The sequence below is a fragment of the Candidatus Eisenbacteria bacterium genome (genome assembly GCA_030017955.1).
In the GTDB taxonomy this organism is placed as follows: domain Bacteria; phylum Eisenbacteria; class RBG-16-71-46; order JASEGR01; family JASEGR01; genus JASEGR01.
Map to the genome: position 1 here is coordinate 1 of JASEGR010000031.1, position 16066 is coordinate 16066.

General features: G+C 53.2%; 13 protein-coding genes. 5 read left to right on the plus strand and 8 right to left on the minus strand.

Annotated features, from left to right (window positions below; translation table 11 throughout):
• Positions 1–135: 135 nt before the first annotated feature.
• Positions 136–651 (minus strand): nitroreductase family protein, encoded by a 516-nt coding sequence (locus tag QME66_06670; protein MDI6808646.1) that lies wholly within the window; start codon positions 649–651, stop codon positions 136–138.
• 127 nt (positions 652–778) lie between these two features.
• On the opposite strand from QME66_06670, the gene QME66_06675 reads away from it, so the two are divergent.
• From QME66_06675 to QME66_06685, 3 genes are read left to right on the plus strand one after another with little or no spacing between them, the layout of a single operon-like run.
• Positions 779–1576, plus strand: a complete 798-nt coding sequence (locus QME66_06675) for a DUF1848 family protein (protein ID MDI6808647.1) — start codon at positions 779–781, stop codon at positions 1574–1576.
• Positions 1573–3741 (plus strand): M28 family peptidase, encoded by a 2169-nt coding sequence (locus tag QME66_06680; protein ID MDI6808648.1) that lies wholly within the window; start codon positions 1573–1575, stop codon positions 3739–3741. The genes QME66_06675 and QME66_06680 overlap by 4 nt, the downstream gene beginning before the upstream one ends.
• A gap of 12 nt (positions 3742–3753) precedes the next feature.
• Positions 3754–4248, plus strand: a complete 495-nt coding sequence (locus tag QME66_06685) for a TIGR00725 family protein (GenBank protein MDI6808649.1) — start codon at positions 3754–3756, stop codon at positions 4246–4248.
• Here QME66_06685 and QME66_06690 read toward each other — a convergent pair.
• Positions 4238–6823, minus strand: a complete 2586-nt coding sequence (locus QME66_06690; protein MDI6808650.1) for a hypothetical protein — start codon at positions 6821–6823, stop codon at positions 4238–4240. The two genes, QME66_06685 and QME66_06690, sit on opposite strands and share 11 nt — an antisense overlap.
• Positions 6824–6874: 51 nt before the next feature.
• Between QME66_06690 and QME66_06695 the strand changes: the two genes are divergently transcribed.
• The gene (locus tag QME66_06695) at positions 6875–7030 is read left to right on the plus strand and encodes a hypothetical protein (protein MDI6808651.1); all 156 of its coding nucleotides are present in this window, start codon (positions 6875–6877) and stop codon (positions 7028–7030) included.
• 430 nt (positions 7031–7460) lie between these two features.
• Here the strand turns inward: QME66_06695 and QME66_06700 are convergent, their stop codons facing one another.
• From QME66_06700 to QME66_06725, 6 genes are all read right to left on the minus strand, one after another.
• Positions 7461–9044, minus strand: a complete 1584-nt coding sequence (locus tag QME66_06700; GenBank protein ID MDI6808652.1) for an FMN-binding glutamate synthase family protein — start codon at positions 9042–9044, stop codon at positions 7461–7463.
• 19 nt (positions 9045–9063) lie between these two features.
• Positions 9064–9750: a 2Fe-2S iron-sulfur cluster-binding protein gene (locus QME66_06705; protein ID MDI6808653.1), complete on the minus strand. Its 687-nt coding sequence runs from the start codon at positions 9748–9750 to the stop codon at positions 9064–9066.
• Positions 9747–12932, minus strand: coding sequence for an FAD-dependent oxidoreductase (locus QME66_06710; GenBank protein ID MDI6808654.1), 3186 nt, complete (start codon positions 12930–12932; stop codon positions 9747–9749). Before QME66_06710 ends, QME66_06705 begins: the two co-directional genes overlap by 4 nt.
• A gap of 42 nt (positions 12933–12974) precedes the next feature.
• Complete coding sequence (locus QME66_06715) at positions 12975–13823, minus strand: NAD(P)H-dependent oxidoreductase subunit E (GenBank protein MDI6808655.1); 849 nt, start codon at positions 13821–13823, stop codon at positions 12975–12977.
• 54 nt (positions 13824–13877) lie between these two features.
• Positions 13878–14072 (minus strand): hypothetical protein, encoded by a 195-nt coding sequence (locus QME66_06720; protein MDI6808656.1) that lies wholly within the window; start codon positions 14070–14072, stop codon positions 13878–13880.
• Between the two features lie 327 nt (positions 14073–14399).
• On the minus strand, positions 14400–15398 hold the full coding sequence (locus QME66_06725) for a PAS domain-containing protein (GenBank protein MDI6808657.1): 999 nt from the start codon (positions 15396–15398) through the stop codon (positions 14400–14402).
• A 291-nt stretch (positions 15399–15689) separates the two neighbouring features.
• On the opposite strand from QME66_06725, the gene QME66_06730 reads away from it, so the two are divergent.
• The gene (locus QME66_06730) at positions 15690–16061 is read left to right on the plus strand and encodes a hypothetical protein (GenBank protein ID MDI6808658.1); all 372 of its coding nucleotides are present in this window, start codon (positions 15690–15692) and stop codon (positions 16059–16061) included.
• Positions 16062–16066: the final 5 nt, after the last annotated feature.

Consider the following 16066-nt stretch of genomic DNA (forward strand, 5'->3'; position numbering starts at 1 on the left):
ACGACCCCCTCATACCCCCTGGCAGTGTGCCTTATGAAACACCCTGCATTTCGTAGAGTTATTTCTGGGACGGCACACTAGGCGTGTGGGGCGTTGAGGCTCGCCCCCTGGGACATTGACAGGGGGCGAGTGTTATTATGCAATAGTCTCGATGATATGGGATTCGGGAAGATGTTTAGGGAGTTCCGGTTCTTCGGCTGGATAACCTACTGGTATTAAAGAGATTGGCCTCAATGTTTCAGGTAACTTAAGAAGCGAGTGAATTGTCTCCTCATTGAAGGCTCCGACCCAGCAGGTGGCAAGTCCCAGGTCGCAGGCAACCAAAAGAAGGTTCTCGATGCTTGCCGAGACATCCTGTATTGCGTATAGCTCCCAACCTCTGTCGCCATAGCGTCTGGTTATCTTCTTGTCGGTGCAGCAAACAATAACGAGCGGTGCTTCTCTCAGAAACTGCTGACCACCGGCGGCCTTTTCAAACTTGCTTCGCAGGTCCTCATCAAAGACAAAATAGAATTTCCTGCTCTGGAGATTGCCGGCGCTCGGCGCCCAGATGAGCGCCTCCTTCAGGGCCTTGATTTTCTCGTCTCCAATCCTCTTTCCAACGAACGCTCTCACACTTCTTCTTAACTTCACGACGTCAAGTACGTTCATTTCTTCACCTCCCCAAAGGCAGCGATGAGTGTTACTATTCCACTATGTCTTGTTTGGCTCAGTTTCGAGTTGTTGTCGAAGGGATCTTTTCTTGATGCTACTAACAGGGAACGAAGGCTGTCAACACATGACGAAGGTAGTATCCGCGAGTAGAAGAGTTGACATGGTGGGCTCCTACCCGGACGAGCTCAAGGAGCTCCTGACCCGGAGGGCGCGCCCTGAAGAAACTCACACGGTTGTGATCTGGACAAAGGATCCGTCGAACATCTTTCGTGACGCAGAGCTTTACAGAATCCTCAGGTCGTACGAACAGGTGTATTTCCACCATACAATAACGGGGCTGGGAGGAAGCTTTCTTGAGCCCCAAGTCCCGCATACGGCAACGAGTCTCTCTCTCGTCCGGAAACTCGCCGAGTTCGCAGGAAAGCCGGAGAGAGTTGCATTGAGATTTGATCCGATTGTGCGCTTCAGAGCCGCCAGTGGAGAAGTCTTGACCAATCTCGAATTCTTTGAGAGCATCGCCCGGACTGCCTCTGATATTGGAATCAGGCAGGTTTTCACAAGCTGGGTTTCTTCGTACGGCAAGGTCACGAAAAGACTCGAAAAACTCGGGCTGGAGTGCGTTCAGCTCAGTGCGCTTCAATTCCAGGCGGAATCAGCTCAACTCGAAGAAAAGGCAAAAGAGATCGGGGTTGAGCTTCTATACTGTTGCGTTCCGGGAAAACAAAGTGGAAAGTGCATCGATGGCGAACGGCTGAAGAGACTTCATCCAAGAAGAGAGGAATGCTCGACATTGAAAGCAAAAGGCCAGAGAGAGCTCTGCGAGTGCACGGACAGCCTTGACATCGGCTGGTACAAGCTGTGCCGGCATGGCTGTCTCTACTGTTATGGAAGTCCCGACATAAGAAAAGCGAGGTCAAAATGAGGAGCTTCAGAACCCTTCTAGTTATCTTTTCGGGCCTCGGACTGATTCTTCTCCCGTCACTTTCTTCGGGCCAAGGGCATTCGCCATCAAGGAAGCTCTTTTCCGTTTCCTGGAAAGATCCCGCAGATTTGAGAGAAATGAAACGATTGGGCGTGCGTGCCAGATACTTTGGGAAAGGTTATGCGTTAGTCTCTTTGACGGAAACAGAGGAGAGGACACTTGAGCTGAGGGGAATCAGGTCTCATCTTATTTCATCTCAAGGTGAAGACGAACTCTTTCTTGTTCGGGTAACCTCTCAATCCGAACTCGACGAGCTTGAGCGGATTGAAAAACCTGTCTTCTTTGACGGAGAGGAGATGGCGGTTGTCAGATCAAGAGATGGGTTACGTCTTGACCTTGCGAGGAGAGGTTTCTACGCGGTGGCGCTGCCTCAAGAAATCCCATTTGCCATTGAAGGGAGGAAGGCCCCCAGGTCCGTGTTCTCAAGGGGCTCGCTTCCAATACTCAGTGAAGAAAAGAGAGAATCCGTGACACATGTGCTCGACAATGTGAGCACTGACAGCATAAGAAATGTGATTCATGCTCTGACCTACGATGATGTGAACCAGCGCTACAGAACGAGGTGGACTTTCAGAAGGGAATGTTTCAATGAGGCGGGTAATTTCCTTCTAGCAAGGCTCAGGAGCTATCTGGGCCCCGCGGACTCAGTGGGGTTTGAGATGTTTGAAGAATGGGCACCTGACTCGTGCTACCCAAGCACCGGCACGGTTCGTGACTCAATCTACAACATTATTGGCTTGAAGAGAGGCAGCCAGAGCAATGCCGGAAAATTCATTGTGTGTGCTCACTATGATTCAAGAGGTCCGGCCGATCCGGCGAAATGGTGCTGGTTCGCCGAACCTGCCCCGGGTGCCGACGATAATGCCAGCGGAACATCATGCGTACTTGAGGCAGCGAGAGTTCTTTCTCCACTTCCCTTTGATTTCGACATAGAGTTCGTTCTCTTTTCTGGCGAAGAGCTGGGGCTCTGGGGGAGCAAGTACTACGTGGGGGAAGCTCTCAGCCGGGGTGAGAATATTCTCGGAGTCTTCAACATGGATATGGTTGCGTACAACCCCAGGACAGATTCCATGAATGTTATAACCGACTTCAATTCCCAGTGGCTCGCTGACCTTGCTTACGTTACAGATTCGGTGTTCTCGGGGTCAATCGGACTTGAACTGGACAAGGTTCTCCTGCCAACCTTAAACAGCGATCACTACTCCTTCTGGTCGAAAGGCTTTGATGCTGTCCATTTCATCGAGAATTATGTTGTCACCCCGCACAATCCTTACTACCACACCCTTGATGACACCGAGGACAAGCTTAACTTCTCTATGGCTTCCAAGATGACAAAACTCATTGTCGCCACGATCGCCCAGTTTTCCGGAACTCCGCCGTCTGCAACACCGGATCTCTCTGTTTCGGCCGGAGAGCTCGTGCTAATGCAGGGCAGGGGATCACAACCCACTTCAAAAGTGGTTGTTGGGAGTGAAGTCACACTCCTTCTAACGGCGCACAATCTTGGAGACAAGATCGCTGCATCTGACTCAATCAAATTCTCTTTTTACGGTGGAGACCCGCAAAGAGGAGGAACTCTAATTGCGGACACCACGGTATCGTTCAGCTACCTTTCGAGAGGAGGAGCAGTTTCTGGAAGAGTGAGCTGGATGCCGGCCGAAAGCGATGCGGGAGCAAGAACAATCTTTGGATCTGTTGAACTCATGGGCATGAGCGAAACCACAGTCACGAACAACATGACTTCAAGTGACGTTATCGTTCAAGGAGAGACCCTCCGGTTCCTGCAATGCTATGTTTATCCAAATCCGTCCAGTGTCGCGGCGAGTAACACCCTATTCGCGTATGAGTTATCGAAGCCAGGAACCGTGGAGATTGAAGTATTTGACCTTTCAGGGAGGGACGTTGGAAATTTCGAGAAGGTTTACACGGGACTCTACCAGGAAAATGGTGCGAGAGCCGGTATGAACACGGTGCGTCTTTCTGAATTCCAATCCCTGCCGGCGAATCTTGCAAGCGGCCTCTACATCTACAAGATCTCCGTATTCGAGCCTTCCTCAACCTCCCCTTCCTCTGTGAGAAAAGGAAAATTCGCAATAATGAAGTAAGAGAGAAATCAAATGGCTCAAACGAGAAAGACTGCAATCGGAGTGATAGGTACATCTTCTCCATCCCGGGAAGAGTGGGAAGCGGCATACGAAGTCGGGAAACAGGTTGCCCTGAAAGGCGGAATCGTGATCACGGGAGGACTGGGAGGTGTGATGGAAGCAGCGTCGAAAGGGGCAAAGGAATCCGGGGGAACCACAGTCGGAATTCTCCCGGGCGGGCATGCTTCCGATGCAAATCCCTATGTTGACGTAGTAATCATAACCGAGCTTGCCGAAGCGAGGAATCTCATAATTGTAAAATCGAGCGATGCTCTCGTAGCAGTTGGCGGCGGCTACGGAACATTGTCCGAGATAGCCTTTGGATTGAAGCTTGGCATCCCTGTTGTTGGAATACAAACGTGGGAACTTTCGAAGGCAGGGGATAGAGACGAGTCAATAGCTCGCGTTGAGACTCCCACTCAGGCAGTTGACCTTGCTTTCAAGCTAACCCGCGGGATCAAAAGTTGACCCCGAAGACCGGCTCGATACGGTAATTTCCATCTTCTATGCGGTACACATACCGCACACCCACGGCAAAAGGCACAGGAAGAGAAAGAGGGCAGACATCAAATGCGAGGCCCGTGCCCACCGAGCGGTAAGTTCTCTTAGTGATGCCATCCTCACCTAGCCCATAATCGTAGAAAACATTCCCCGTCACTCGCCTCAGATACAGTACGGGACCAAAAGCCCAATCCGGATAGAGCAATGGAAGAGCATAATCGAGAGATGCCTTGTACAGCTTTTCATGAAACACGGCATCATATCCCCGCGGAAACAGGAATCGGCTGGCAAAATGATAGTTCTGCGGCCTCTGCTGCTCGTAGCCGGCCTGAACGTGAAGTGCGTGATGCGGCAAACCACCCGGCAGAAACACGTCTGCTTGCGTCGATAGCAGCGAGCCTTTGTAATCTCCCTTCCACGGCGTGTGGCTGTAGGTCAAGTATGTGCTGAGGCCGGGGCGATGGATGTCACGCAGAGAGGCATCTCGGAATCTAGAGAAACTGATATGATACTCAACCGGAATAAAACTTCCGTTTCCGTTTTCGTACGCACCGACCTGGCTCTTGTCAGAGATTCTCGTATATTCGACACCAGTTCCAAGGATGAGGGAGGTGGCGTGAATGCCTCTTGATAAGTTCAGCGGCACCCCGAGACCAAGTCTTGCTGAGGTCTCTCGCCAGGTTTCAGTTTGGCTCCTGTTGTTCGCATCAGTGTAGGTCGAAGCCCGGCCGCCGCGGCTCAATTCAAAATCCAGAACAGGGAAGAGGCCTGCATAGGAACCGCCTACCGAAAATCTGGAAGTTTTCTCGTTCACATTGAACCACATGCCTCCATTCAACCCTGTCGTATTCAACTTGTCGTTTGAAAAGAGCTCCAGCCCAAGCTCGGATGACGTCGGGAGGAAATTCCAGCTGTGGATGTTGAGCACGTGGGTGATTGGGTGATAGTCCTTCACGCAATAGTCAACTTTCGGAATATCTTTGTCATCAAAGATTGAACCGCCTTGCTCCTGGGCGATGAGAGGTTCGTAGTAGTTTATGCTGCGCTTTTCCACTTCTTCCAGCGCCTTCCAGGTTGAAGGGTCGAGAGTCATCTCGGCTACGTCGAATCCATCGACTGTGTAGGTGCTGAAGAGAAGCTTCTTGCCATCCGGGGAGACTTCGGGGAAGAACGCACCGAACTTGCTTGATGTCACCTGATAGCGTCGGCCGGATTCAGTATCAACGGCATAGATGTTATCGATTCCTGAGTATGCGGAGCCGTACAGGATGTACTTTCCATAAAATGCGGGGAAGGTGATATCTTCCCAGCCGTACGGTATTGCATCCCGTATTTCTCCCGTCTGGACGTCCACGATACTCAGCGCTCTGCCCAGAGTCTTTTGGCGAGTGAAAACGATGAGCTTCCCGTCAGCAGACCAGGACGGGCTCATTATGTAGTCATTATTCAGATTTGGCAGACGCTTCAATTCCTTTCCGGTCTCGACATCCAAAATCACAATTGCGCACTGGCGTCTTGGAGTGAACTCTACTGCAGCGATTCGCTTGCCATCCGGGGACAGAGCAGGGTTTAGCAGTCTGGTTTTCCTGGTCAGTCTCCTGGTTCTTCCGCTTTCTAGGTCATATGTCATGATGACGGAATAATTCCGTGCACCCCATCGCGGGTCCGGAACCATTTCATCCCAGACCAGCTTTCCATTCTCTGCAGACACTCTCGTCCCGTAGAATTCACGCGGCGCAAATTGCCCGATTTTCTCCTCTCTTCCATTACTGTAGAGCCGCACAAGCTGAACCGGATGGTCGAGGCCGGTCTTCTGAACTATGATTGTGCTATCGGGCCCGTAGTGGGGGAAGACATAGCTTGTCCAGACTGTCTTCTCAGATGAATTCACCGTACTGAATTCTGTGAGACTCAAACCTTCAAGCTGTCCTTTCCACAGAAATTCCAGCTCGTCCATTGTCTCATCAAAGGTCCCTGCCGCATTCCTGCCCGTCTCCTTCTTGAGCGCCATCGAGAAAATGAAGGGATAAAAAGAGAACCTGGATGACCGGTCTATCACCCTGCTCCAGGCCTCCGGGCCGTGGCTCCGCTTGACATGCGTGGCAAGCTGATAGCCCAACTCGTAGTAATTCGGACAGTAGTCTTTGTAGGAGCCGAGATACGACTTGTAGTATGAATACCGCCTGCCGGAGAGAAGGAGTGTCCGAATCCCCATGTCGAATGATGGTTGGCGCCCGCGCCCGCTGTTCGTGAGGGCTGTCTCGCTTCCAACTGCATCTCCTTCCCACCACCAGACCGGAACAGAGAGGAAAGAAAAGGCAAGCCTGCCCTGGTCGCCAAACAGAAAACCCGCGATCCTCGTGAAGCCCTGATCCATCTTGTCAAACTGAACGACATGCCGACCCTCGTGTGATACCAGCAGATCGTACCATTCGTTTACACCTCCAAATTGCGACTGCGGCGGCGTGCTGAACCACTCGGACATGCGGGGTGCCAGCGTGACGTATCCGTTTGCCTCGACGATCTGGTTTGTGAGAAACACGGAAATTCGTTCTGGTTCCATGTGCAATGTTTTTGAAAGGGGGCCATAGGCATGTTCCAGAGTGTTTGCGACCCGCTGGCCTTCGGAGGTGATCTCTTCCGGAAAAACTACTTCAAAATGCGGAGTGTCGATCTTCTTCCATTTGATGCCCGGCGGATTTTGGCTGTTGCCGGCAAATTGAGCAGAAAGAGTCAGCGGGTGAAATAGGATAACGATGGCAAGAATGAATAGAGGCAGCCGGCCGCTTCCCGGTCGAGGAACAGCGCCCCCGCGTGAACTCGAAGCCGCAGGTCCGGTATGGGTCGACGATTCCGCCAAAGACTGCATATGCCGATGATACTATCACAGATCGCTAGCGTATGGCTTAATTGCGAGACAACCCGCATCAGTGACCGGCGCCGGCTTGCCCTCACAGGGACAACTCGCGTTGCGGTGGCGATGAGCCGTGAGCTGGCTTTCGCGGGAGGGATGGGGAACCCGTCTTGGCGAGCAAGGTGGGGATACCCAGCCCTTTAGAGGCTGGGAGGGGTAAGGACTCCCCGCCTGGCGAGCCCTAGATGGGTCATCCCGGAGCGGAGACGGCAAACGCTCATCGCCCACCGCGGCCAGACAAATGGCGTACGGTTCTCGGATTGCCTTACAAATTCAGGATGTCCTCAATCTGGGCCTTGTCAACATCCATCACATGCTTGATGCCGCTGATGCTGGCGGCGTCATGAGTCAGCGCGGCTATGTCATCACGCTCGATGGAATCCAGAGAAAATTTCCGGCTGCCTGCCATCAACTGCCGGAGTCCCTGGCCAAGCCGTTCATAGTAGGTATAGAGGCCAATGGCGCCTGCCGGCAGCTTTTCAAACTCATCATCGCCAAGTTCCTTCCGCAGTGATGGCGACGTAACAAAAATGTCGTCCTTGGAATCACCGAAACGCTGGACGTACACCGGGAGTTGGTTCTCCTCAATCGCTCTTCCGATTGTCTTACCAACCATAACGGCTGCAATAGGACCGCGGGCCATGCCCACCAGCTTCACAAACGGGGCGCCGAGCGCGAGTCCCTTGAAGATTTGATCTTCGAAGGTGAATCCGCCTGCGACAGCCAGTGCAGGTACATATTTCTTCTTGTCAGCAAGATATTTCGCGTACTGGTACATAAGCGAATGCAGCTCCACAGGCGGCACTCCCCACTCATTCATCATTCTCCAGGGGCTCATGCCTGTGCCTCCTCCTGCTCCATCAACGGTGAGAAGGTCTAGCTTGTATTTGGAAGCAAAGACCACAGCGCGGGCTAGGTCTGCCTGCCTGTATGCGCCGGTCTTGAGGAAGATGTATTCAGCCCCGGCCTTCCGCAACTCCTCGACTCTCTTGGCGAATGACTCTTCAGTGACCATTCCGACGCGGGAGTGACGCTCGAACTCCTTGAATGAGCCGCGCTCGAAGGCCTTTATGACATGCGGATCGGTTGGATCTGGAAGCACGATGTAACCTCTGCTGTGCAGCATCTGAGCTTTTTTTAAGTCCCGGACCTTGACTTCTCCGCCGATGTCTTTCGCTCCCTGTCCCCACTTGAGCTCAACGCAGCTCACGCCGAGCTTCTCGATTGCATACTCCTGCACGCCGAGACGGGTATCTTCAATGTTCGCCTGGACTATGATTGCTCCATATCCGTCGCGCTGGTGATCCTTGAATAGTTTCACGCGGCGCTTCAAATCCACCGTGTCAAGGATTTTGCCGTTCTTGAAAGTGGCGCTGGGATCCATACCAACGACGTTTTCGCCGATTGTTAGACCAGTTCCTGCAAGTGCAGATCCGATGGCGAGGCCTTCCCAATTGTTCTTGGCAATGTCGGTTGAGCCAATACCGGGAATGATCCACGGATAACGGAACTTGAGCCCCTTGTTCTTTCCAAAGGAAACATCCAGCCTTACGGCGGGAAAGATTGCCTTGTCGCTATCGGCTTCAATACCGTAGGCGCCGACAGCAGTACCCATGATGCTGAAGTGAGAATAGTCAACCGGATAGGTTTTCTCGGCGGCGGTCGTTATAACGCCGAATGGCTGCGGGTAAATGACCTCATGCCCGCGGTAGGCAGACTTTCCGATTTCGCACATTCCAATGCACCCATCCACACAGGTCACACACATTCCGGAGAGCGGGACGATTGAGTCTTCTGTTCTGTTTTTTGTCAGTGTTGCAGCCGAAGCGTTTGTTCTGGAAAGTGCCATTAGTATCTCCTCCTTGCCTTCACTGCTTCTTGTCCTGCTTGACCTCACATGCTACGCACGGGTCCATGTAGCACATCATGTCATCGAACTGCTCCTTTTTGAGGCACGGTGGGCTCAGGTTTGCACACCCCCCGCAAATCGCCTTCTCCTGGTCCATGTATGTGCATCTGAGCTGGCATGCCGGGCAGACATACATGCACGCTCCACAGAGCCGGCAGACCTCAGAGCGTATGTCAAACGGTGTCCCGATGCTGCGACTCTCACCGCGTCCGCTGAAGCCGATCGCCTTTGCCATCATCTGTTCTGAACAGATACGCGTGCATAGCCCGCAGAGAATGCAGTCCTCGTGCTCCTGTCTGAAACGCTGCTGGCGAACATCGTGTGCTGAGGCACGGTCCTGAATCGTCTTCGACTGAGGACAGGATGCCAGCAACAGCTCGAGGACCATCTTGCGCGCCTTGATCACTCTCGTGGAGGCAGTCCGCACCGCGAGTCCTTCCTGTACCGGGTAGGTGCAGGACGAAACCAGCTTCGCTTTCTCACCTTCGCCGATCTCCACGACGCAAAGCCGGCATGCACCATAGGGCGAAAGTCCGTCCATATGGCAAAGCGTCGGAATCGGAAATCCGTAGAACCTTGCCGCTTCGAGGATTGTTGTACCTTTTTCCACCTGAACGTTTAGTCCGTTAAGTCTTATGGCAATCATGTTGGCTTTTTCTCCAGTGACCCGGCTGCTGTCTTCTCGTCCCCGGGTTTCGTGAACTCCAGATCACACCGGAGACACCGTCTTGACTCCCGCGTGGCTTCCCGGGCAGAAAGTGCCTTCTCGACTTCCACGGATTTTCGTTTTCTGGAATCCACAGGAACACAAGGTATCTCCACTCTCTTTAGCTGCTGCGCTTCCTTCAAATTGGTTTTTGCTGGTTCAATATAGTGCCGAGGTATTCTCCATCTAGCCGGCTGATGCAATTTCTCGTTTCGTAGATAAAGATCGATCATAGTTGCCGCCCTCTTCCCCGCGGCAATAGCATCGACAATTGTATTCGGACCGGTCACAAGATCGCCTCCGGCGAAGACTCCAGGCCGGTTCGTGCAAAGGGTCTCGGGATCAACAAGCACTGTCCGTCTGTTTTCAGCGACACTAATACGGTAATCACCTGCGCCGACGATGCAATCGGTGTCCGGGATCTCGCCGGTTGCGACAATTAGCGTATCGAGGGACGCCGAAAACTCAGAGTCAGGAATGCTGACTGGGCGTCTCCTGCCGCTTGAATCGAACTCTCCCAATGCGTTTCTCACGAATTCGATTCCGGAAAGATGACCACCCTTGGAAATGACTCTGATCGGGGAGACCAATGTCTCAAGCTTTACTCCTTCCTCCAGAGCTGCCGCGACTTCCTCGCCAAATGCCGGCATCTCTTCCTGGCTGCGGCGGTAGAAGATTGTGACGGTCTTGACTCCCGGTTGGCGGAGAGCCACTCTTGCCGCATCTACTGCAGAGTTGCCGCCGCCAATCACTCCGACATGCCCATTTGCGAGCCTCTCTTTATGCAGATTAAATGCCTTCAGAAAACTAATTGATGGGTACACGCCGGACAGTTTTTCCCTGGGAAGACCAAGACCCAGGCTCTTGTGAGCGCCAATCGCCAGGAATACTGCATGGAATCCCTCCTTAAACAACTTATCCATCGTTATGTCCTTGCCGAGGGAGACGCCACATTTCATGGTGACGTTTTTATTGAGCAAGGATTTGATCTCTTTGCGCACTGTCTCTCTCGGTAAGCGATAGGCAGGTATAGTGCTGATCAGCATGCCTCCCGGTTCATCTTCTTTCTCAAACACTGTCACCTTGTGACCCTTTAACGAGAGATAGTGGGCGCAAGTGAGGCCGGCTGGGCCTGATCCAATAACGGCAATTCTGCGTCCGTCTCTCTCGTTGCTCACTGCGTGCAACGGTTTGTAGACAGAAGGGTCAACGCGGTCAGTCACAAAACGCTTGAGAGCACGGATGGCAACGGCCTCGCCGCCCTGCGTTCCGACTCTGCAACGTTCCTCGCAGGGGTGGCTGCAAGCACGAGCGCATACCGACGGAAATGGATTGTTTTCGCGTATTACACGGTATGCTTCTTCATATTCTCCACGTTCAATATGAGCTATGTAGCGCCATCCCTCGGTTTCAACGGGACATGCGGTGGCGCACGGCGCGCCGACAAGTCCCTTACATACAAAAGCATCGCATCGTTTGTCACGGACGTGGCGTTCGTATTCATCCCGGAAATAACGCAGAGTGCTGAGAACGGGGTTGGAGGCGGTCTGCCCAAGGCCGCACATTGTGGTGTCCTTGACAACCTCCGCGAGCTCCTCGAGAAGGCCGAGCTCTTCCAGACTGCCTTTCCCTTCGGAGACATCCTCCAGGATCTCGTACATCCGTTGCGTTCCCTTCCGGCATGTGAAGCACTTGCCGCATGACTCATCCTTCAGAAAACTCATGAAATACTTCGCAACATCGACCATGCAGGTGTTTTCATCCATGACGATCAGACCGCCGGAGCCCATGATGGATCCGGCCTTCGCCAAACTGTCATAGTCGACAGTTAGATTGAAGAGTCTCGCCGGAATGCAGCCGCCCGATGGCCCGCCGGTCTGCACGGCTTTGATCCTGGCTTTGCCGATAGGGCCGCCCCCAATGTCATTCACGATCTTCTCTATTGTTATCCCCATCGGCACCTCTACAAGCCCCGTGTATTTGACCTTGCCGACAAGGCTGAATATCTTTGTACCCGAGTTGTTCTTTGTCCCCTGCTTTGAGAACTCTGCTGCGCCGTCACGGATTATCACCGGGATATTGGCCCAGGTTTCGACGTTATTGATTGCTGTGGGCTTGCCGTCTATGCCTTTCTCGACCGGGAATGGCGGACGCTGAGTCGGCTCTCCGACTTTTCCCGCGATGGATTTCATGAGGGCTGTTTCCTCGCCGCACACGAATGCACCCGCGCCTCTGACCAGATTGATGTCAAAATCAAAGCCGGTCCCCAGAATATCCTTGCCGAGCAGCCCCAGCTCGCGCGCCTGTCTGAGTGCGATGATCAGATGCTTGATGGCGAGCGGGTATTCGTTGCGGACGTAAATAACTCCCTCTGTGGCCCCGGTCCCATATGCTCCGATTATCATCCCTTCAATGATGCTGTGCGGATTGCCCTCCAGCACGCTGCGGTCCATGTACGCGCCGGGGTCACCTTCATCCGCATTGCACACGATGAATTTTCCGCGGCCATTCGGCTGTGCAGCCAGGAGCTCCCATTTGAATCCGGTAGGGAAGCCGGCACCGCCGCGGCCCCGCAGGCCAGATGCTTTGACTTCGTTTATCACCCATCGGGGGTCCGCCTTTTCCAGCGCTTTGACCATGGCCGAGTAGCCGCCGTTCTCGATGTAGTTGTAGATGCGGATTGGATCGATCTTTTCATTCCGGGCAAGTATGGTGCGTGACTGTTTTGCATAGAACGGGACGTCATCCTGGTTTGCAAAAGGCTTCTCCCGGGCCGGATCCTTGAGAAGCAAAGACGAAACCACCTTTCCATTGGCCACGGCCCTGACTATCTGCACCATGTCTTTCTGCTTGATTTTGGGATAGAACGTTCTCTGCGGCTCGACGAGAACCGATGGCTCCATCTCACAGAACCCGTGGCAGCCAGTAATGCGAAGGTGGATTTTGTCTGCCAGTCCTTCTTTCAGAAGCTCTCGTTTCGTGACCCGGATGAGGTCGTTTGCCCCACTCGCCTGGCCGCACGTGCCTGCTGAAATCGTGATAACCGGAATGGCTGGATCCCGGCTATCCTCCAAACGGTCCCTCAAGATCTTGAATTGATGAGGAGAATTCAGTTCTTGCATAGATATGTCCGTTTCATCTAATTTCGATGCCTCCCTCTAACCTCAAATGTTGTCCCCGCTGAGATCCAGCATGTGCGCTCTGCATCCGCGTCGTGAACAAATCTGCACTACGCCGCCGCCGCGTACTATCATAGAGACCATCGGGGCGTCGCAGGCCGCGCAGTTCGATGCACCCAGAAGTTCGCTATGGCAGTGCGGACAGAAGAAATTCACAACGGTGTCCGGCGGGATTTCTTGCTCAGACTCAACCGCAAAGCTGCCATAGAGGCTGGACAAACTTAACCAGCCGTGGTGGTCTCCAAAAGACATTGTGATGCGGATAGCCGGATAGCCGTCCAGAACGTGGTGTCCTGCCATCAGACTATGGTTGCAGCGCGGACAACTGACCTCAACAGGGAACACACGATCATCTCCCTTAATCTCAACTCTGTCGAGGCCCGCACGGGTTTTCTCTATGATCTGCTTCACGTCCGCCGTATTCACGTTTGAGAAATAGTGGCCATCCGCGACGACTATAGGTCCGAGGGCGCAAGCACCCAGGCATCGGACCGTTTCCAGCGTGAACTCTCTGTCTGAAGTAGTGTCGCCGGCCGCGATCTTGAGCTGCCTTTCGAATTCCCCGGCAATGCCAGGCCCGCCCCGGACATGACACGCGGTCCCGAGACAGACTGAGACCAGATGCTTACCTCTCGGTTTCAGTCTGAAGGACTTGTAGAAAGTGGCTACCCCGTAGATGTCCACGAGGGAGCGGTTGGTCGTATCTGCCACCACCCTCAAGGCTTCCTCAGGAAGACATCCATACTTTCCCTGAATGTCTTCCAGGATGGAGATCAGACCTCCGCGTGTCGCACCATGTTTTTCAATGATTGCTTGAATCTCGGCCGAGCTCATGTTTCTCCCCCTGTTCAGGAGGCGTCTCTTTGCGGTATCGCCTCACCGGTGCTGCTATTTGTACTCCTCACAATGCCACACACCGCCATGAGTCTTCAAGAAAGTACACGTCTCGCGCTCTTCACAATTCATGCACAACCCCATGTACTTGGCGGTCTCTTTCTTCTTCCCTCTTGGCTTCGGACACGGAACAGCCGCCCTCCGCGTTCCACCAGTCTTTGTTCTTGTAGACCGTTTGGGGTTTTGCATGGCAGTACCCTCCCCGGACTTCTTTTTCCTTGACCGTGTCTTTTGTCCTGGAGGGACAATCATGTGACCTCGCCCCACCCATTCGGCGGATTCTACCACTCCAAGTCGGATTCTGTCTACTTTTCGCTATCAGCCGGAGAGTTCTTCCGGAAGACGCGTTCGGCCCGTTGGGGCGCACGTCTGCACCATTTACTCATCCTGGAATTCCGGCAACGGCAATTGCCGCTTCGTTACGTGGGTTGGCGCTGGATCCAACGAAAATCGTTGGCCTGAACTGTCTACCACCGCCCAATCTCCTCACAATGTTCCCGCCGTGTGATGCTCCCCTTATAGCAGTCTTTTCTCTCCTTCTATTTTCTTTATATCCGTAATATCCTGGGTCACCTCCAGGGTACCAAGATACTCGCCGTTTCTGCGCACGGGGAAGTAGCGGATGTAGACGAGCCGCCCCTTCAAGTTGATCCAAAACTCGGCCGAATTCCTCTTGTTGCTCTTGAAATCATTTACGATCTGCACGACCCTGTCCAAGCTTTCCTTTGGATGGCACTGCAGGACTTCGCGGCCGATGACTGCTTTCGTCCTCGCGAAAATTCTCTCCTTCGACTGACTGAAGTACCGGACCTTGTCATCCTTGTCCACAAACGTGATGTCAACAGGCAGTGTGTTGAGGAGTGTCTCAAGTTCTTCCCTGGAAAAGCTCCCTGTCTCGAATGCCATCTGTCCTTCGGGCACAGGTTCTGCCTTGTCTGCCCGCCTCTCCTGGCCAGCTTGTCTTCCGTGTTGTGGCGTGAAGCAGCAGTATCCGAGTTCATCGAACTGCCTGCCGACTTCCGCCCACTCGTCCTCTGTGATGACCTTTATCGCCATCGGGAAGAGCATGTTGTTTTCCTTGTAGAAGTGGCTCTGGAGAAGGTCATCCAGGGATGCGGCTCCGCCTTCAAGCTCTGAGACAAACTTCTGAAAGCCCAAGTCTTTCTGCTTCTCCATGATTCCGTAGATTCTCTTCTTTCTCTCCCTGATTTCGTTGTGCTCAGACCACATGATCGCGGGCGGCTGAGTAATCCCATGCCTTTCGAGATATGGAAACAGGACATTCTCCTCCCGGAGGTAATGGCTCTCCGAATCTTTCAAATGCTCCACAATGTGCTTCAGTTGTTCCATCTCCCTGTGGCTTGAGCCGAAATCCTTGGCGCTCCTCATGACTTGCACAGTAGTTCTCAGTTCGGCGGCAAACCCGAGGAGGAGTTTGTGCTCTTCCATAAGTGTGTTGATCGGATGTCCAGGTGGTGCCAGGGTTATTTCTCCTTTTCCAGCTACGTCGCTCATGATATTCCCCTTTCTTGTCTTAGATTTTTGCCTTTGACCAGGGTCCAAAGAGAGATCTTCGTGGATTTGCCTTTGGACGGCACAATCTGGTGCGGACCGCTTGACGAGCTCAAATCTATCCGCACTTGGCGGTTTTGTCAAAGGTCTTCGCAAGAGCGGCAGTGTCAGGAATTCCATTTGGAGGCCAAAGGCCTCGGACTTTTGCCCGCGCAGCCGGATTTCCAACAAGTTCTAGTATCAGCCATTTGACGCGGTTGACTCCAGTGGGCTGGGCGTTCTAGAATTAGTCCCATGGCAGACGCACCGGTAAACGACCTATCCAAGGTTGAACGGATTACGGACAAAGACAGCAGGTTCATGCTTGAGGCATACGTCTTTGTCATGATGGCTCTCGAACACACAGTGTCCAGGCTGGCAGTGAGGAGACACATCACCGCCAAAGAGCTCCTCTCCGGAGCGAAAGAGCTTGCAGTTGAGAAGTATGGGCCGACGGCCAAAATGGTTTTGAACCACTGGGGAATCAGAACAACCGCGGACATAGGGCAGATAGTCTTCAACCTTGTCGATGCAGAAGTCCTCGCCAAGACTGAGACGGACAAGAAAGAAGATTTCCAGAATGTATTTGACTTTGACGACGTTTTTGTGAGGCAGTACGAGTGGTAGATATG

Coding starts and splice junctions, on each gene's coding strand:
- QME66_06670 (MDI6808646.1), bottom strand. CDS start 651: ATGAACGTACTTGACGTCGTGAAGTTAAGAAGAAGTGTGAGAGCGTTC.
- QME66_06675 (MDI6808647.1), top strand. CDS start 779: ATGACGAAGGTAGTATCCGCGAGTAGAAGAGTTGACATGGTGGGCTCC.
- QME66_06680 (MDI6808648.1), top strand. CDS start 1,573: ATGAGGAGCTTCAGAACCCTTCTAGTTATCTTTTCGGGCCTCGGACTG.
- QME66_06685 (MDI6808649.1), top strand. CDS start 3,754: ATGGCTCAAACGAGAAAGACTGCAATCGGAGTGATAGGTACATCTTCT.
- QME66_06695 (MDI6808651.1), top strand. CDS start 6,875: ATGTTCCAGAGTGTTTGCGACCCGCTGGCCTTCGGAGGTGATCTCTTC.
- QME66_06700 (MDI6808652.1), bottom strand. CDS start 9,044: ATGGCACTTTCCAGAACAAACGCTTCGGCTGCAACACTGACAAAAAAC.
- QME66_06705 (MDI6808653.1), bottom strand. CDS start 9,750: ATGATTGCCATAAGACTTAACGGACTAAACGTTCAGGTGGAAAAAGGT.
- QME66_06710 (MDI6808654.1), bottom strand. CDS start 12,932: ATGCAAGAACTGAATTCTCCTCATCAATTCAAGATCTTGAGGGACCGT.
- QME66_06715 (MDI6808655.1), bottom strand. CDS start 13,823: ATGAGCTCGGCCGAGATTCAAGCAATCATTGAAAAACATGGTGCGACA.
- QME66_06720 (MDI6808656.1), bottom strand. CDS start 14,072: ATGCAAAACCCCAAACGGTCTACAAGAACAAAGACTGGTGGAACGCGG.
- QME66_06725 (MDI6808657.1), bottom strand. CDS start 15,398: ATGAGCGACGTAGCTGGAAAAGGAGAAATAACCCTGGCACCACCTGGA.
- QME66_06730 (MDI6808658.1), top strand. CDS start 15,690: ATGGCAGACGCACCGGTAAACGACCTATCCAAGGTTGAACGGATTACG.